Annotated in this window: 14 protein-coding genes; 9 read left to right on the forward strand and 5 right to left on the reverse strand. The window is 62.5% G+C overall.

Annotation, left to right across the window (positions count from 1 at the left end; genetic code table 11):
• Positions 1-161 precede the first annotated feature (161 nt).
• The 5 genes from INT29_RS06595 to INT29_RS06615 are packed head-to-tail and all read left to right on the forward strand — an operon-like array spanning position 162 to position 5157.
• A complete protein-coding gene (locus INT29_RS06595) occupies positions 162-1412 on the forward strand; it encodes an NAD(P)/FAD-dependent oxidoreductase (protein ID WP_193071157.1) in 1251 nt (416 codons plus the stop codon).
• A gap of 57 nt (positions 1413-1469) precedes the next feature.
• On the forward strand, positions 1470-2369 hold the full coding sequence (locus tag INT29_RS06600; RefSeq protein ID WP_193071158.1) for a dihydrodipicolinate synthase family protein: 900 nt from the start codon (positions 1470-1472) through the stop codon (positions 2367-2369).
• Positions 2370-2403: 34 nt separating this feature from the next.
• A complete protein-coding gene (locus tag INT29_RS06605; RefSeq protein ID WP_193071159.1) occupies positions 2404-3489 on the forward strand; it encodes a proline racemase family protein in 1086 nt (361 codons plus the stop codon).
• Between the two features lie 53 nt (positions 3490-3542).
• Positions 3543-4289 carry an SDR family NAD(P)-dependent oxidoreductase gene (locus tag INT29_RS06610; protein WP_193071160.1) on the forward strand — a complete coding sequence of 249 codons (747 nt, stop codon included), beginning with the start codon at positions 3543-3545 and terminating at the stop codon, positions 4287-4289.
• Between the two features lie 58 nt (positions 4290-4347).
• Complete coding sequence (locus INT29_RS06615; protein ID WP_193071161.1) at positions 4348-5157, forward strand: SDR family NAD(P)-dependent oxidoreductase; 810 nt, start codon at positions 4348-4350, stop codon at positions 5155-5157.
• 65 nt (positions 5158-5222) lie between these two features.
• Here the strand turns inward: INT29_RS06615 and INT29_RS06620 are convergent, their stop codons facing one another.
• The 4 genes from INT29_RS06620 to INT29_RS06635 form a co-directional block, all read right to left on the reverse strand.
• On the reverse strand, positions 5223-6026 hold the full coding sequence (locus INT29_RS06620; RefSeq protein WP_193071162.1) for an amino acid ABC transporter ATP-binding protein: 804 nt from the start codon (positions 6024-6026) through the stop codon (positions 5223-5225).
• A complete protein-coding gene (locus INT29_RS06625; RefSeq protein ID WP_193071163.1) occupies positions 6023-6760 on the reverse strand; it encodes an amino acid ABC transporter permease in 738 nt (245 codons plus the stop codon). The genes INT29_RS06620 and INT29_RS06625 overlap by 4 nt, the downstream gene beginning before the upstream one ends.
• Positions 6761-6791: 31 nt before the next feature.
• A complete protein-coding gene (locus INT29_RS06630; RefSeq protein WP_193071164.1) occupies positions 6792-7634 on the reverse strand; it encodes a substrate-binding periplasmic protein in 843 nt (280 codons plus the stop codon).
• Between the two features lie 355 nt (positions 7635-7989).
• A complete protein-coding gene (locus INT29_RS06635; protein ID WP_193071165.1) occupies positions 7990-9636 on the reverse strand; it encodes a PucR family transcriptional regulator ligand-binding domain-containing protein in 1647 nt (548 codons plus the stop codon).
• Between the two features lie 190 nt (positions 9637-9826).
• On the opposite strand from INT29_RS06635, the gene INT29_RS06640 reads away from it, so the two are divergent.
• From INT29_RS06640 to INT29_RS06655, 4 genes are all read left to right on the forward strand, one after another.
• Positions 9827-11272: an aspartate aminotransferase family protein gene (locus INT29_RS06640; RefSeq protein ID WP_193071166.1), complete on the forward strand. Its 1446-nt coding sequence runs from the start codon at positions 9827-9829 to the stop codon at positions 11270-11272.
• Between the two features lie 267 nt (positions 11273-11539).
• The gene (locus INT29_RS06645) at positions 11540-12892 is read left to right on the forward strand and encodes an inorganic phosphate transporter (RefSeq protein WP_101573805.1); all 1353 of its coding nucleotides are present in this window, start codon (positions 11540-11542) and stop codon (positions 12890-12892) included.
• Positions 12889-13122: a hypothetical protein gene (locus INT29_RS06650; RefSeq protein ID WP_101573807.1), complete on the forward strand. Its 234-nt coding sequence runs from the start codon at positions 12889-12891 to the stop codon at positions 13120-13122. Before INT29_RS06645 ends, INT29_RS06650 begins: the two co-directional genes overlap by 4 nt.
• Positions 13123-13162: 40 nt before the next feature.
• Positions 13163-13816, forward strand: coding sequence for a hypothetical protein (locus INT29_RS06655; RefSeq protein ID WP_193071167.1), 654 nt, complete (start codon positions 13163-13165; stop codon positions 13814-13816).
• Between the two features lie 109 nt (positions 13817-13925).
• Here INT29_RS06655 and INT29_RS06660 read toward each other — a convergent pair whose 3' ends face one another.
• A complete protein-coding gene (locus INT29_RS06660; RefSeq protein ID WP_101573811.1) occupies positions 13926-15758 on the reverse strand; it encodes a phosphoenolpyruvate carboxykinase (GTP) in 1833 nt (610 codons plus the stop codon).
• Between the last annotated feature and the right edge of the window lie 79 nt (positions 15759-15837).

Below are 15837 nucleotides of genomic sequence, written 5' to 3' on the forward strand. Positions count from 1 at the left end.
AATCGGTCCGTATCGGGGGTCTCCTGAAATTCAAAGCGAAAGAGCATTGACGCGATCGGGTCGAGTGCGTAGCGTGAGCAGCATAGGGATTGTCATACAATTCTATCGGCGTGTGAAGCTGCGGCCAGTGTCGGTCGTGGTCGACACTGAGGGAGACGTGCATGAAGGTCGTCGTTGTCGGTGGCGGAGTGGTGGGTCTGGCGAGTGCCTATGAATTGGCGTCCGCCGGCTGTGAGGTCACGCTTCTGGAGTCCGGAAAATGCGGAGCCGGTGCCTCCCATGGCAACGCGGCGAAGGTGGCACTGGCTGAGAGTACCCCGGTTCCCGCTCCTGGAGTCTTGCTTCAGGGCATCAAATGGATGCTCAGGCCCGACAGCCCACTGTCGATCAGACCTTCTTTGGCGCCCGGATACCTGAAGTTCCTGCTCCGTATGGCCCAGCACTGCAATACCAAGGACTTTGAGGCTGGCCTCGACGTGCATCTGCGTCTTGGAGAAGACGCGAATGCCCTCTTCGACGACTATCAGCGTCAGGGCATGGACTTCGAGATGCATGCTCGCGGGGTTCTCTTAGCGTTTGAGACCGCGGATCGTTTCGAAGAGCACTGCCGGACGCTGGACGCGTTCGCTTCGGTCGGGCATGTGGCAGACGAGCTCCACGGCGATGACCTGCTGGAGGCGGAGCCGGCGCTGAGTGACAGCGTTCGTCATGGTCTCTTCTTTCCCACCGATCGACAGATCGAGCCAGACTCGCTGACCCGCGGATTGCTGGCGAAATTGAGTGACCTCGGCGTGAATGTGCGCGAAGAAACGAGTGTTGGCAGCTTCGTCCGCGGCGGTGACACCGTCACTGCGGTCGTCACGAGCGACGCGGAAGTCATCGCGGCTGATGCCGTCGTAGTCGCCGCGGGTGTAGCCAGCGGTGCGCTCCTGACGAAGCTCGGACGCAGACTGCCCATCTATTCGGGCAAGGGATACAGCATCGACTACGCTCCGCCGCCGATCAATCTGAGAACGTCTCTGACGCTCGAAGACGCGCGGGTCGCGGTCACCCCACTCAACGGCCTGCTTCGTCTGGCCGGAACGATGGAATTCGGAAGCAGGGATGACGAAGTCAACGACGTTCGCGTGGATGCTATCCGCGAAGCGGCCCGCCGTTCCTTCCGTGACTGGGGCGAAGAACCGGCGGGCGAACGAACACCGTGGGCGGGCTCGCGACCGATGACACCGGACGGGCTTCCCGTGATCGGCAACCTGGGAACCGCCAAGAACGCCTATGTGAACTCCGGGCACTCGATGTTGGGGCTGACACTGGCACCCGCCTCGGCGAAAGCGCTCACCGACATCATGCTCGACCGGAAATCCACCCTCAGCTCCGATCTCCTCGCACGGGTCTCACCCCAGCGATTCTGATCGACTCACCCCTTCGTTCGACGCTGAACGATGAACACCAGTTGAAAGGTCAATCCCATGCCAATTACGTTCACCGGCATCTTTGCCGCTTGCATCACCCCGTTCACCTCCGATGGCGCCGAGGTGGATCTTGACGGCATCTCGGCCCAAGTCGAGCACATGATCTCCAACGGTGTCCACGGGTTGGTTCCGGGCGGTTCCACCGGAGAATTCACCTCGCTGACTGTTGCTGAGCGCAAGGCCGGCAACCGAGCCTACATTCAGGCAGCGAACGGACGCGTGCCCGTGGTCGCAGGCACTGGGGCACTCTCAACGGCCGAGACCATCGAGCTGAGCCGCGATGCCGAGGAAGCCGGTGCCGATGCGCTCATGATCGTGCCTCCCTTTTACGACACCCCCTCATTCGAAGAGATCGTCGTTCACTATCGGGCAGTCTCGAAGGTCGTCGACATCCCGATCATGTTCTACAACATCCCTGATGCCACGGGGCTGGATGTCAGTGCCGAACAGTTCGGGAGGCTCGGACGGGAGGCAGGAGTCGCGTGCTACAAGGACACCAGCGGCGACTTCTCCAAGTTCACCTCTGTCTACCTCGACCAGTCCGAGGATATCCAGGCAATCAATGGCTGCGACACGTTGACCTTCGCCGCGCTCGCACTTGGAAGCAACGCCGGCGTGTGGGGAGCAGCCAGCTTCGTTCCCCGCCTGTGCACCGATCTGTACCGTGCGCTGGCGATTGACACCGATATGCCGCGGGCGCGCGAACTGTGGGAGAAGATTCACCCGATATGCGTCTTCCTCGAATCTCATAGCTACGCCTGTGGAGTGAAGACCGGGGTCCAACTTGTCGGACTGCCAGCAGGACCGACGCGCGGACCGATTCTGCCACTGGCCGCGGAGCATCGTGAGGAACTTCGGGGCCTCCTCAACGCTGCGGGTCTCGAAACCGTCGCCTGATCCTCAGACGCCGTTCGAACGAGGTGGAGGCGCAATGACCAACAGACAGCTCATCCAAGCTGTAGATGTTCACGCAGCGGGTGAACCGGGCCGGGTCCTCATGGGCTCCGGTCTGCGAGTCAAGGGAGCGACCATGGTCGAGCGCCTCCGCTACTGCCAGGAGCACCTCGACGATCTGAGAACTCTGGTGCTGCAGGAGCCTCGCGGATATCCAGGGCTCTGCTCGCCTCTGATCGTCCCGCCGGCGGACCCCACCTGCGACTTCGGTCTGATCGTCATGGAACAGGGCGGGTTCCGGCCCATGTCGGGATCGAATCTCATCTGCTCGGTCACCGCGCTCATCGAAACCGGTGCGATCGACGTCAGCGAACCCATAACCACTCTGCGCGTCGACACGGCGGTCGGGATCGTCACCGTCCGAGCCCAGGTTGAAGCGGGACGGGCAACGATGGTCACCTTCGACAATGTTCCCGCATTCGTCCACGGCCTCGATCTGCCGCTGGACGTCCCCGGCTACGGAACGATCCCCGTCGACATCGTCTTCGGGGGACAGTTCTATGTCCAAGCCAGGGCCGAGCACCTCGGCGTCGACCTCGAACCCGCCAACGCCAAAGCGATCATCCGAGCCGCCTCGGTGCTGCGCAAAGCCGCTGACGACGCCTTCGACGTTGTCCACCCGCTGTTTCCTGAGATCGACTCGATCGCCTTGCCGATGATCCACGGACCCGCGCGAACCTCGGGCACGCACGGCCGCAACGCCGTGGTCCTGCCCAACGGCGAGGTCGATCTCGACGATCCGAGCACCTGGTCAGGCACTCTCGACCGGTCGCCGTGTGGAACCGGAACCAGCGGTCGTGTGGCCGCCCTGTATGCCAGGGGAGAGCTGGTCGTGGGGGAGCGGTTCGTGCACGAATCGATGATGGGGACCACATTCACCGCCGAGGTGAAAGAGACAGCGTCCGTGGGGGAGATTCCCGGAATCATCCCGTCGATCAGCGGTCGCGGGTGGATCACCGGTATCCAGCAGCTCGTCCTCGAAAACGATGACCCGTTTCCCGTCGGCTACACCGTCGCCGACATCTGGGGGCTGGGAATCGGCCGCATGGCTGCCGGGGACTGACCCCGATGTCAAAGCCCCCGGCGACAGATCGCCCGGCTACGAAAGGACAGCGCATGGAACTCGAAGGCCGCACCATCCTCGTCACCGGGGCCGCCGGCGGCATCGGCTCGGCGATTGCCACGGCCTGTGCTCGCCATGGTGGAACCGTCATCGCAGTGGATCGTGTGGAGATGCCTCACGATCCTTCTCTGCCCGCCGAGGTAGGTGCTCGGATCATCACGCACCTGGCCGATATCTCGACTGCAGTCGGATGCAGCGCCCTTCTCGCCGAGGTGCTCGCTGGCTTCGAAGCTGCCGACGGACTCGTCAACTGTGCAGGAGTCATGCGCAGGGGTTCACTGCTCGACGTCGACGAGGACGACTGGGCCGCGAGCTACTCCGTCAACGTCGATGCCGTGATGCGTCTGTGTCGCGGCCTCCTGCCCTCACTGATCGCATCGGGATCCGGTGCTGTCGTCAACATCGCCTCTCAATGGGGACTGCACGCGGCTGGAAGGCACATCGCGTACAACTCGTCCAAAGCCGCGGTCGTCTCGTTCAGCCAGAGCCTGGCTCGTGACTACGGCGGTGAGGGTCTGCGGGTCAATGCCATCTGCCCCGGTGAAATCCTCACCCCGATGGTGCGACAGAAGCTCGAGACCTCGAATATCGCCGAGGCGGTCCTGGCCGAGTCCATTCCGCTGGGTCGGCTGGGCCGTCCCGAAGAAGTCGCGGAGCTGACGACGTTCCTGCTCAGCGACCGGTCATCGTTCATCTCCGGTGCCGCGATCGAGATCACCGGTGCTCAGCAGGTCGGTTGAGGTCAGGGCTCGGCAGAGTCGCCAATCTGATTGTGAACCGTCTACGAAGGAGGACACCATGACTGGTGCAGAAGTCCGTCCACTTGCCGGAAAGAGGGTTCTCGTCACAGGCGCCTCGATGGGGATCGGAGCTGCCATCGCCAGAGCCGTCCACCGCGATGGGGCCGCGGTGGCGATCCACTTCAACTCAGATGAAGACGGAGCCCGCGATCTCGCCGCCGAACTCGGAGCTCGTGAGTCGGCATTCGAGCTCAGAGCCCGTGAGCCAACCGCCGAACTCGGAGTGCGCGCGCACGTTGTGGGTGCTGATCTGTCCCAGCGGGGGGCTGCCGAAGAGCTATGGGCCTCGGCACGGGAAACTCTGGGCGGCGTCGATACTCTCATCAACAACGCCGGCGCCTGGATCGCCTCGCCCATACATGACTCACAAGGCTGGGCGCAGGGGTGGGAGGCGAACCTCCAGCTCAATCTCATCTCCGCCGCAGACCTGTGCAGATGCGCACTTGAGGACTTCTCCAGCCTCGGCGGGGGCACGATCGTCAACATCACGAGTCGCTCCGCCCACCGCGGAGACGACGTCGAACATCTCGCCTATGGCGCGGCCAAAGGTGGGCTGCAGAGCTTGACCAAGGGAATCGCCCGCGGTTTCGGCCGCCAGGGCGTTCTCGCATATGCGGTCTCACCTGGCTGGGTGGATACGGGGTTGGCCGCGGGCGCGATCGACGACGCGGCGCTCGCCGCCCTCCCTCTGCGTGAGGTCACCCCACCCGAGGACGTCGCCGAACTCGTGGCGTTCCTGGCCTCTGGGCGTTCGCGACATCTGACCGGGGCGACCCTCGACATCACCGGAGCCGACTACGTGCGCTGAGCGGATATAGGGCTGAGGTGCCGTGGCGCAGTGCCCTGTGCTGAGCGCACGCAGTCGAGTGACGTTCAGAACCTCACAGCGTCGATGAACTTCTTCAGCTCCGGGTCCTCGGCCTTGTTGAAAGCGTCGTCCGGAGTCGCATTCACCGCAATCTCTCCCTCGTGGAAGAACACGACCCGGTCCGCAGCCTTTGACGCGAACGCCATATCGTGCGTCACCAGAGCGACAGCAATACCTTCCTCTTCCTTGAGCCTGCGCAGAACGTCGAGGACTTCGGCCGCCACAGGCGGATCAAGCGCGCTCGTGATCTCGTCGCAGAGCAGAAGCTTCGGCCTCATCATCAGCGCACGAGCGATCGCCACGCGTTGTCGCTCACCCCCGGATAGTTCGCTGGGACGGGAGTGGAGATGGTCGGACATTCCCACCTCGGCGAGGGCCTTCTCCGCTCTATCCAGCGCTGCTGATTCCGACATTCCCAAGCGTTTGCGTGGGGCCAGCGTGAGGTTCTTGAACACATCCATGTGCGGCCACAGCGTGTAGCTCTGGAAGATCATGCCGACGTGGGAGTCGACCTGCTTCCACGCCGGGGTGCGCTTCGAATCTTCGAACACGACCTCGCCGTCGAACGTCATCGTGCCGTCATCGGGGTCGGTGAGTCCAGCGATCGCTCGCAGCAGCGTGGACTTGCCCGATCCCGACCTGCCGATGATGACAGTGATGTCGCCGGCGAGCATGTCGAAGTCGATGCTCTTCATGACCTCACGATCACCGAAGCTCTTCTTCAGCCCGCGGCAGGATACGAGCACATCACCGGACTTCGCGGTGATGTCCCTGTGCGCCCCGGTGTGGGCGGCAGAGTTTTCGCTCATGGTTTGACCTCGACTTTCGTTCCTGGCGCCATCTGCGCGGCGAGGCTCTTCTTGCGTGTGCCGCGCACATTGCCTGTCGCCATCATGTTGCGTTCGATCTTGCTCAGGATGAGCGAGGCCGGGAAGGCGATGAGGAAGTACATGAGAGCGGCGACGGAGAGGATCTCCAGAGCCCGGTAGGACTCCGTGGAAATCTTGTTCGCAGTGAACATCAGATCAGCCACTGCGATCGTCGACACCAGTGCGGTGTCCTTGAACAGTGAGATGTCGAGCGACATGATCACCGGCAGCTGCTGTTTGAGCGCCTGCGGGACGATGATGTGTCGGATCTGCTGGAACCGGGTCAGGCGCAGCATCTTTCCCGCTTCAACCTGTTCGGGCGGGACCGCTTGGAATCCGCTGCGATAGGCCTCAGCCATGAACGCGGTGAGGTTGAGCGTCAGCGCGATTACGGCCGAGATGGTTCCAGGAATCGTGATTCCCGTCAGGGTCGGCAGCGCGTAGTAGACCCAGAACAGCTGCACCAGAAGAGGCGTACAGCGGAAGATCTCGATGTAGAGCTGAGCGATCCAGCGCACCACTTCGATGTTGGACATGCGCAGCAGTGCTATCGGAATGGCGAGAATCATGCTGAGCACGATGACGATGACCGATATCTCCACGGTCAGGAGGAGGCCGTCGAGCAACCGTGGGAAGTTGTTCGAGACCACGCTCCAGTCGAACGTGTAATTCATTGGAAGTCCCTTCTACCTGTGGCGGAGTCGATCACTTCATTGCAAGATCGCCGAGGTTGTCGGGACTGATCACTCCAGCCTTGTCCAAAGCTGCCTGGAAGGAACCGTCATTCTTCGCGTTCTGGATGGCGATGTTGATGACCTGCAGAGAACGCTGGTCGATGTCTGCGCTGACTCCGTAGTTCGAGTCGCTCTTGAAGATGACAGGTTTGGGACGCACGATCTTCAACGATTTGTTCTTCTGCGCGGCATCGGCCAGAGTCGGCAGGTCGCCGAAGGCGGCGATTGCTCGGCCCGACTCCATCGCGGTGACCGACTGCGGTATCGCCTCGGCGTTGACGATGTCGACTCCCAGGTCGACGACTCGCCGTTCGTAGGAGGTGCCGGTTGCCACGGCAATCGGCTTCTTGGCCTTGATGATGTCGTCGGTGGATTTCAGATCCGAATCGGACTTGACGATCCAGACGCCTTCGTAGGTGTAGACGGGATCGGTGAACTGAATGGCAAGTGATCGCTCCGAGGTGGCGTCGAGGTAGGCGCCGATATCGAACCTGTCGGCCTGCAGACCCGAGACCATCTTCGACCACTCGGCGGCGACGGGCGTGAACTTCACACCCATCTCCTTGGCGAGTGTCTGCAGCGGCAGCACGTTCGGCCCGCCCATCTTGCCGTCCTTCTGCTCGCCCGTCATCGGGGGAGCAGAGGCGATTCCGACTCGAAGCTCGCCCTGATCCTTGATCTTCTTGATCCAGGCGCCGTTCTCCGTGCCTCCAGCGCCGCCTCCTGAGCGCAGCCCGGCTCCGAAATAGCCTCCGGCAAGTGCCAGTACGACGACGGCGACGATCGCAATGATGATTTGACTTGTTTTCGACATCTTTGTCTCTCTTCGTCAAAAGGTCGGCCCCACGCTGGGTCGACCGTGCAAGAAACGGCGGGCCCCTCAAACTGGCGGGCTGACACGTTCCTCCGCCGCCATGTCATACAATCGACCATATAGCGACTTCTGCGCAATATCGAGAGTTAACCGGAAACTCGACTCACAAGTGTTACCAAGTTACGGAACTCCGTCTTTCTCTCCCATATCAAACTTCGATGATTGTCAGACAAAAATGAGGCAGCTGCTTAGTCGTGTGCACGGCCTGCTCTCAGGAGGTGCGGTCCGCTCTCAAGCAGCACGCCTCACTCTCAAACGGTACGGCCCATTCTTAAGCGGCAGGGCAGGCCGGGCCTCACCGGTTTGTGCGCAGCCACAGGATGGCGACGTGGAGCGCGGTGCGCGACTCCGCATCTTCCAACGAGACGCCGAGCCTGCGCTGCAGCTTGTCCAGTCGCGCGTATAGCGCCGGACGGGACAGGAAACCGCTCCGGGCAAGCGCCGACTTATTGCCGCTGTGAGCGAGGAACTGCTCAAGCAGGCCGAGCATCTCAGGTTCAGTCTTAAGCAGAGGGGCCAGTTCCGCCTCGGCGAAGGCCCGAACGCTCGGGTCGTCGCGCAGCGATGAGAGCAGCCCCCGCAGTCTCACGTCGGAGAAGCGGTAGTACTGCCGCTCCCGCAGTTCGAGCGTCGAGGCGATCTCGGCTACCTGGGCCGCAGATTCGAGGCCAGCGGCCGCCTCGACGATCGATTCGCTTGTCTGCCCGACACCAATGGTGGTGTCGCGGATGGGCAGATCGGCGATCAGCCGTGCAAGGGCTGCATCGTCATCGGCTCCCGAAGGCAGAGCCAGCACGACCCCGAATGAGCCCGATTGCAGTCCGGCGGACAGCGTGGAGCAGCGATGGGTGGTTGCCGCAGTCACGAAATCACGGTGCAGAGACCGCTCCCGCAGTTGAAGGGTCGTCGGGTCGGTGTTCTCACCGCGATCAACGCGCACGACCACAGGAATCATGCGACCTCGCGGTGCGAACCCCAGGTCCGCCGCGCGAGCCCGAACCTGTTTCTCGTCAGTCTCCGCCGATTCGATGATCTCGCGCACCAGCCCGCCCTGGGCTTGAACGAGGAGATCCTGCTCGTCGCGTTCGGCCATCCGCGCCAGGGTCAGAGTCTGCGCAGCGCGCTCGATGACCTGCGCGGCCTCCTCATCGGATTCCAGTCGGCCCGGGGCCAGCAGACGACCCCACCGGCGATCACGCAGTCCCACCGGGACCTGCAGCCACCGTTGCCCATGCCCATGCCCATGCCCATGCTCGTGCGCGTGCTTACGTCCGAGTCCATTCTCATCGGTCTCGCCGAGGTGGTCCGTCCTTTCGCCCTCACGCTGAGCACTGCGTGACGTGAGCGCGGACCCGGCGTGGGCGAGCAGTCGGCGTCCGACGTCCTCGAGCATGACGGGTGAGCCCAGCAGCTCCGCCGTTCGGTCGACGATGTCTTGAGCTCCAGCGCTATCCAGGCTCAGCTGTGTGAAGACCTCGTGGACAGTGCGCGCGTGCTCGACACGGGCCAGCTGTCGATTGAGCAGTTCCTGGTGAGCGAGCTGGGTGACGCGGACGAACTTGATGCGGTGGCGCAGAATCACAATCGGGATCTCACGACCACGTGCAGCGGCACGGACGTTGTCGATGGCCTCGTCATCAGGACGACCGTCGTCATGGATGAGTTCGATGACAGCACCGGAGGCGGAAGCGGATTCGAGCTGATCGAGGAACTTTGCGGTCGACTCCGGAGAAGACCGGTACGACAGGCCCGTGCTGAGCACGAGTTCACCGCCTTCGAGGAACTGTGCGACATTCTCCGAATCGGCGATGTGGACCCATCTCACCGCACGTCCCACCAGGTCACCACCGGCCACGATCTCGGGATCTCCGCGGCGGATCTCGTCGACGTCGAGCAGGTTCGCGATTGTCAGGTCCGGTGATCGCCGCGACCAAGCATCCACTGTGCACTTCCTTTCGTCCGCTTAAGATCGTGTGGTTTACATAGTGTAAGTCTGATCCAGCAAATGCTTGCAGGGTGTCCATGGTGGTTCGGGTTCGTCTGGATCACCATTGAAGGATCAGGGTCACCTCCACACCAATGGGCTGACCCGCCTCGGCGATATGGAACGAACCGTGAAGGGACGGCACATCATGACTGTGATCAATGCGAACGAAGAACTCGACTGTGAGGTCAACGATTCCAGCGCCGAAGGTACGGAACACACCGTGGATCCAGGTCACGGCGAACGAACGTTCACAGCCGAGCAGCTGAGTGCGGGCCAGCGGGCCCACGACCTCGACCGCGCGCATGTCTTCCATTCCTGGCAGGCCCAGGGGCCGTTCGACCCGATGACGGTCGTCGCGGCTGAGGGCCCCTATATCTGGGACGGTGAGGGACGGAAGCTGCTCGACATGTCCTCGCAGCTGGTGAACACGAACATCGGACACCAGCACCCGAAGGTCGTTTCGGCGATTCAGGAGCAGGCGGCGACGCTGTGTACGATCGCCCCTCAGCACGTCAACAATGCCCGTTCCGAGGCGGCCCGGCTCATCACCGACCGCACTCCCGGCGATCTCGACCACGTGTTCTTCACCAATGGCGGTGCCGACGCGAACGAACACGCGATCCGCATGGCCCGCCTGCACACCGGCAGAACCAAGGTGCTCTCCGCTTACCGCAGCTACCACGGCGGCACCCAGCTGGCCGTCAACGTCACAGGTGACCCACGCCGTTTCGCCAACGACTACTCGGCCGAGGGCATTGTCCACTTCATGCCCGCCTACCAGTACCGTTCCTACTTCAGTTCCACTACCGAGGCGGAAGAGACCCAGCGTGCGCTGCAGCACCTCGAGGACATGATCACGCTCGAGGGGCCGAACAACATCGCAGCGCTCATCCTCGAGACCGTGCCGGGTACCGCTGGAATCTACGGGCCCCCGGCCGGATACCTCGAAGGTGTGCGGGAGCTGACGGCCCGCTACGGCATCGTCTTCATCGCCGACGAGGTGATGGCTGGCTTCGGCCGGACCGGTCGCTGGTTCGCCGTCGACCACTGGGACGTCACCCCGGATCTCATCACCTTCGCCAAGGGCGTGAACTCCGGATATGTGCCGCTCGGCGGAGTCGCGATCTCCGACGCGATCTTCGAGACCTTCCGCGACCGGGCCTACCCAGGTGGTCTGACCTACTCGGGCCATCCGCTGGCCTGCGCTGCAGCAGTCGCCACGATCACAGCGATGGACGAGGAAGGTATGATCGAGAACGCCGAGCGCCTCGGCCGCGACATCATCGGACCTGCTCTCCACGAGATGGCAAAGCGCCACCCCTCGATCGGAGACGTTCGCGGCATGGGATGCTTCTGGGCCGTTGAACTCGTCAAGGATCGCACGACGAAGGAGCCGATGGCGGCCTATGGCGGGAGCTCGCCGGAGATGAACCGGGTCATCGGTGCCATGAAGGCCGGGGGAGTGCTGCCCTTCGCGAACTTCAACCGGATTCACGTCGTCCCACCGCTGAATACGCCTGATGCCGACGTCCGCTTCGGACTCGAGGTCCTCGACGAAGCACTCAACATCGCCGACGAGTACGTCAACTGAGCGACGAATAGGTCAACTGAGCGACGAATAGGTCCGCTGGCCATACCGCTTCCTCACCAGGCCAATTGTGAACGTGGATACATTCCAGGCCTGGTGAGGTCGCGTTTGGCCAGCTCAGAGATGAACGCGGAGGGGTGGAAGCGGGGCTGCGCAGAACAGTGGGTGAAGATTCGGGGAAATAGGCGGTAGACTTTTTGCTGATTGAGGTCGCTGCCCGTCAGCTAAATCATCCACGGTCCGAATTGTGTCTACGTTCAAGGTCGCTTAGTGGAAATCATCTTCGTCGTTGTGCTGGTCATCGTACTGGCACTTTTCTTTGACTTCACCAATGGCTTTCACGACACGGCCAATGCCATGGCGACTCCGATCGCGACAGGAGCGATCAAGCCGAAGACGGCGGTCACCCTGGCGGCGTTGCTCAACCTGGTCGGTGCCTTCCTGTCCACCGAGGTGGCGAAGACGATCTCCGGGGGCATCATCAAAGAAGGTGGTGGGGGAGTCCAGATCACTCCGGACTTCATCCTTGCCGGCCTCATAGGCGCAATCCTCTGGAATATGGCGACGTGGCGCTTCGGTTTGCCGTCGTCGTCTTCGCACGCACTGTTCGGCGGACTGATCGGCGCCGCGATCGTAGGTGCCGGACTCAACTCCGTCGACTTCGGCGTCTTCTTGTCCAAAGTGGTCCTGCCCGCGCTCGCCGCGCCCATCATCGCAGGTGTGGGTGCCTATCTGTGCACCCGTCTGGCCTATGCCATCACACGACGTAACGGCGAAGGCAAAACCGCTCACCGGGCACCGTTCAAATACGGACAGATCTTCAGTTCCTCGCTCGTTGCACTGGCCCACGGCACCAACGACGCGCAGAAGACCATGGGCGTCATCACCCTCGTCCTCGTGTCCGCGAATCTGCAGGACCACGGAACCGGTCCTCACATCTGGGTGATCGCAAGCTGCGCGCTGGCGATCGCGCTGGGAACGTATGTCGGCGGATGGCGAATCATCGACACCCTCGGTACGAAACTCACCACCGTCAAACCCGCCCAAGGGCTGGCCGCCGAGACATCCACGGCAGCCGCCATTCTCGCCTCTTCCCACCTCGGCTTCGCATTGTCGACGACGCAGGTGGCATCCGGCTCAGTGGTCGGCTCCGGCCTGGGCCGTAAGGGCGCGGACGTGAAGTGGTCGACGGCCGGACGCATCGCTTCGGGCTGGCTGCTGACCATCCCGGCGGCTGCGATCGTCGGCGGCATCGCAGCTGGAATCGCGCACCTCGGCACCATCGGCGTCGTCATCGACACCGTCATCGCGGTCGTCGCAGTCCTCTGGATCTTCCTCAGCTCACGCAAGGTGGCGGATCCCGAACTCTCGAACTTCGACGCTGTCGGCGATGCGGTGGGCATCCGCGGTCGCAAGCGCAAGATTCGCAAGGACCGCAATCGCAAACGTGCGGCCATGAAGCGTGCAGCTCGCATCGAGGCTCGCGAACAGCGCATCGCTGACAGGGCGGACGCGAAGTCCGGTACTTCCCCCGCCGTCGAGGCTGACTCCAGGGCTATGAGCACCTCAGCCACGGAGACAGATGCCGACAAGGCACCCAAGGGCAAGGGAGAGACAAAATGATCGAGTGGGGCTCATTCCTCATCGTTGCGGTCGCGACCTGGGTGTCAGCGATCGTCGTCATCCTACTTTTCTCCTCTGCCGTGCGGATGCGCGCAGTGCACATCGACCTGGCGGCCCAAGGCCAAAGCAAGCCCCTGCTCAGGGTCGGCTACTGGACGGTGTTCGGTATCTGCAGCATCGTTGTGCTCATCGGCGTCTACCTCATCGTCCCGGCACTCCACGGCGCCTGAGAGCGTCCGGGCTCGTGGAGAGCCGACATACACTCGAAGTGTGATGCAGCCGCAGAACAGTGCCGGGCTCTCACCGGATCTCCTGAAAGACATCGCAAAGGCGAACCCTAAGCGCTTAGGGCGGTGGACGGCCGAATTCGACCGGAACGATCACGTGGTGCTGCGAACCAGTTTCCTCAAGACTCTCGGCCTTGCCGTAGCTGCATGGGCATTCGTCGCCGCCCTGGTCTTGATGTTCACCGTTATGCCGTTATCCATGTGGAGCCCGTTCTCCGATGATTTCGCTGGGTGGCTGCAGCTCATTTTCGGCCTGCTGCTTTTCCTGGGCCTGATCCTGTTTGCCTTCGGCGGCGTGCTGTGGACGTTCGTCTATCCCCTGGTTCGACCGCGAACGATCGTCTCACGGTGGGGCGTCCAGATGGTCGTGTCGAAGCCAGGAGGACAGTTCACGCTGTTCAAAACAGCATGGTCCGACGTTGTCCGCGTGGGTGGAATCTACACCCCCATGCGTTGGCCGTTCCCACCCATGCTGACCGTGACTATCACTGCTGGAGGTCACAGCGTGGAGCAGAAAACGTTGATCCGCCCGCGCAGGAGGCCGGAAGCTGTCACAGGCAATATGAGCCGATTGCTGCCTGGGCGGCCCCGCGATGTGCTGGCCTTCCTCGTTCAGATTCACGCAACGATCGGTTAGGAGCGCGCCACTGGTCTCTGACTCAGGCACACGAAAATCCCCCAACCACCTCGGCGATGGTTAGGGGATTCTCTATTGCTCAGAGACTCAATAACGGAGTCTTGGTGTCTCAGGCGAGGCCCAGACGGTTGCGCAGGTTGTCGACCTCGGCGCGAAGCTCGGCCGGAACCGAATCGCCGAGCTGCTCGTACCATTCTTCGATGAGTCCGAGCTCGGTCTCCCACTCTTCAGGCTTGATCTCGAGTGCCTTGCGCAGCTGCTCGTCGCTGAAGTCGAGTCCCTCGGTGTCCAGACCGCCCTCGACGGGGGTCAGACCCAGTGGGCTCTCAGCGGCGTCGGCGGTGCCGGCAACACGCTCGAAGACCCACTTGAGAACGCGTGAGTTCTCGGAGAATCCTGGCCACAGGAACGAGTTGTCCTCGTCGCGGCGGAACCAGTTGACGTAGAAGATCTTCGGCAGCTGAGCACCCTCGGTGTTGCCGATGTCGAGCCAGTGCTGCAGGTAGTCACCGACGTTGTATCCGATGAACGGACGCATAGCCATGGGATCGCGGCGAACGACACCGACGGCTCCGGTGGCGGCAGCGGTGGTCTCCGATGAGAGCACCGAGCCCATGAACACTCCGTGATTCCAGTCTTTGGTCTCAGTCACGAGCGGCATCGTCGTCTTGCGGCGGCCACCGAAGAGGATTGCCGAGATCGGCACGCCATTCGGGTTCGTCCACTCAGGAGCCAGGGTCGGAACGTTTGCGATCGGGGTGCAGAAGCGCGAGTTCGGGTGAGCGGCTGGGGTCTCCGACTCGGGAGTCCAGTCGTTGCCGCGCCAATCGGTGAGGTGGGCCGGCTTCTCGTCGGTCTTGCCTTCCCACCACACGTCGCCGTCGTCGGTCAGTGCGACGTTGGTGAAGATGTTTCCGCCGGCTTCGATGGCGCGCATCGCGGTCGGGTTGGTGGTGTAGCCGGTGCCCGGTGCGACTCCGAAGAGACCGAACTCAGGGTTGACGGCGTAGAGCTGTCCGTCGTCGCCGAAGCGCATCCAGGCGATGTCGTCGCCCAGGGTCTCGGCCTTCCAGCCGGGAATGGTGGGCTCGATCATGGCGAGGTTCGTCTTGCCGCAGGCCGAAGGGAATGCGGCGGCGATGTACTTGACCTCGCCTTCCGGGCTTGTCAGCTTGAGGATGAGCATGTGCTCGGCCAGCCAGCCTTCATCGCGAGCGATTGAGGAGGCGATGCGCAGCGCGTAGCACTTCTTGCCCAGCAGGGCGTTGCCGCCGTAGCCGGAACCGAAGGACCAGATGGAGCGCTCTTCGGGGAAGTGGGTGATGTACTTGGTGGAGTTGCAGGGCCAGGCCACGTCTTCCTGCCCGGCTTCGAGGGGTGCGCCGACGGAGTGCACGCACTCGACGAAGGTGCCGCCGTTAGCCACGATCGCATCGAGCGCGTTCTTGCCCGAGCGGGCCATGACAAGCATGGAGAGCACGACGTAGGGGGAGTCGGTGAGCTCGATGCCGAACATTGGCTGATCGGCTTCAGCATGTCCCATGACGAAGGGGATGACGTACATGGTGCGTCCGCGCATCGAACCGTCGAAGAGAGGCTCGAGGGTCTCGCGCATCTCGGCTGGATCCATCCAGTTGTTGAGAGCGCCGGCATCCTTCTCATCCTTGGAGCAGATGTAGGTGCGGCCTTCCACGCGGGCGACGTCCTCGGGATCGGAAGCCGCGTAGTATGAGTCCTTGGTGCCGGTCAGGCGTACGATCGTGCCGGCTTCGACGAGCTTGTCGGCGATGGTGGCCCTCTGTTCATCCGAGCCATCGACGAAGACGATATCGTCGGGAGTGGTGAGGGTGGCGACCCTGCTGACGAACGAGAGCACCGACTCGTTATCGGTCGGTGCGTTCTTCAGCTGGTCAGCGACGACGTCATGGTCGAGGACAGTCATGAGTGGTCTCCTGGTCAATCGGGATTACGGGGTTCTGCCTGGCGGCGGGTACATCTCCACCGTAGGACTCGGGTGGGCC

This window comes from Brevibacterium sp. FME37 (assembly GCF_014897485.1).
GTDB lineage: Bacteria > Actinomycetota > Actinomycetes > Actinomycetales > Brevibacteriaceae > Brevibacterium.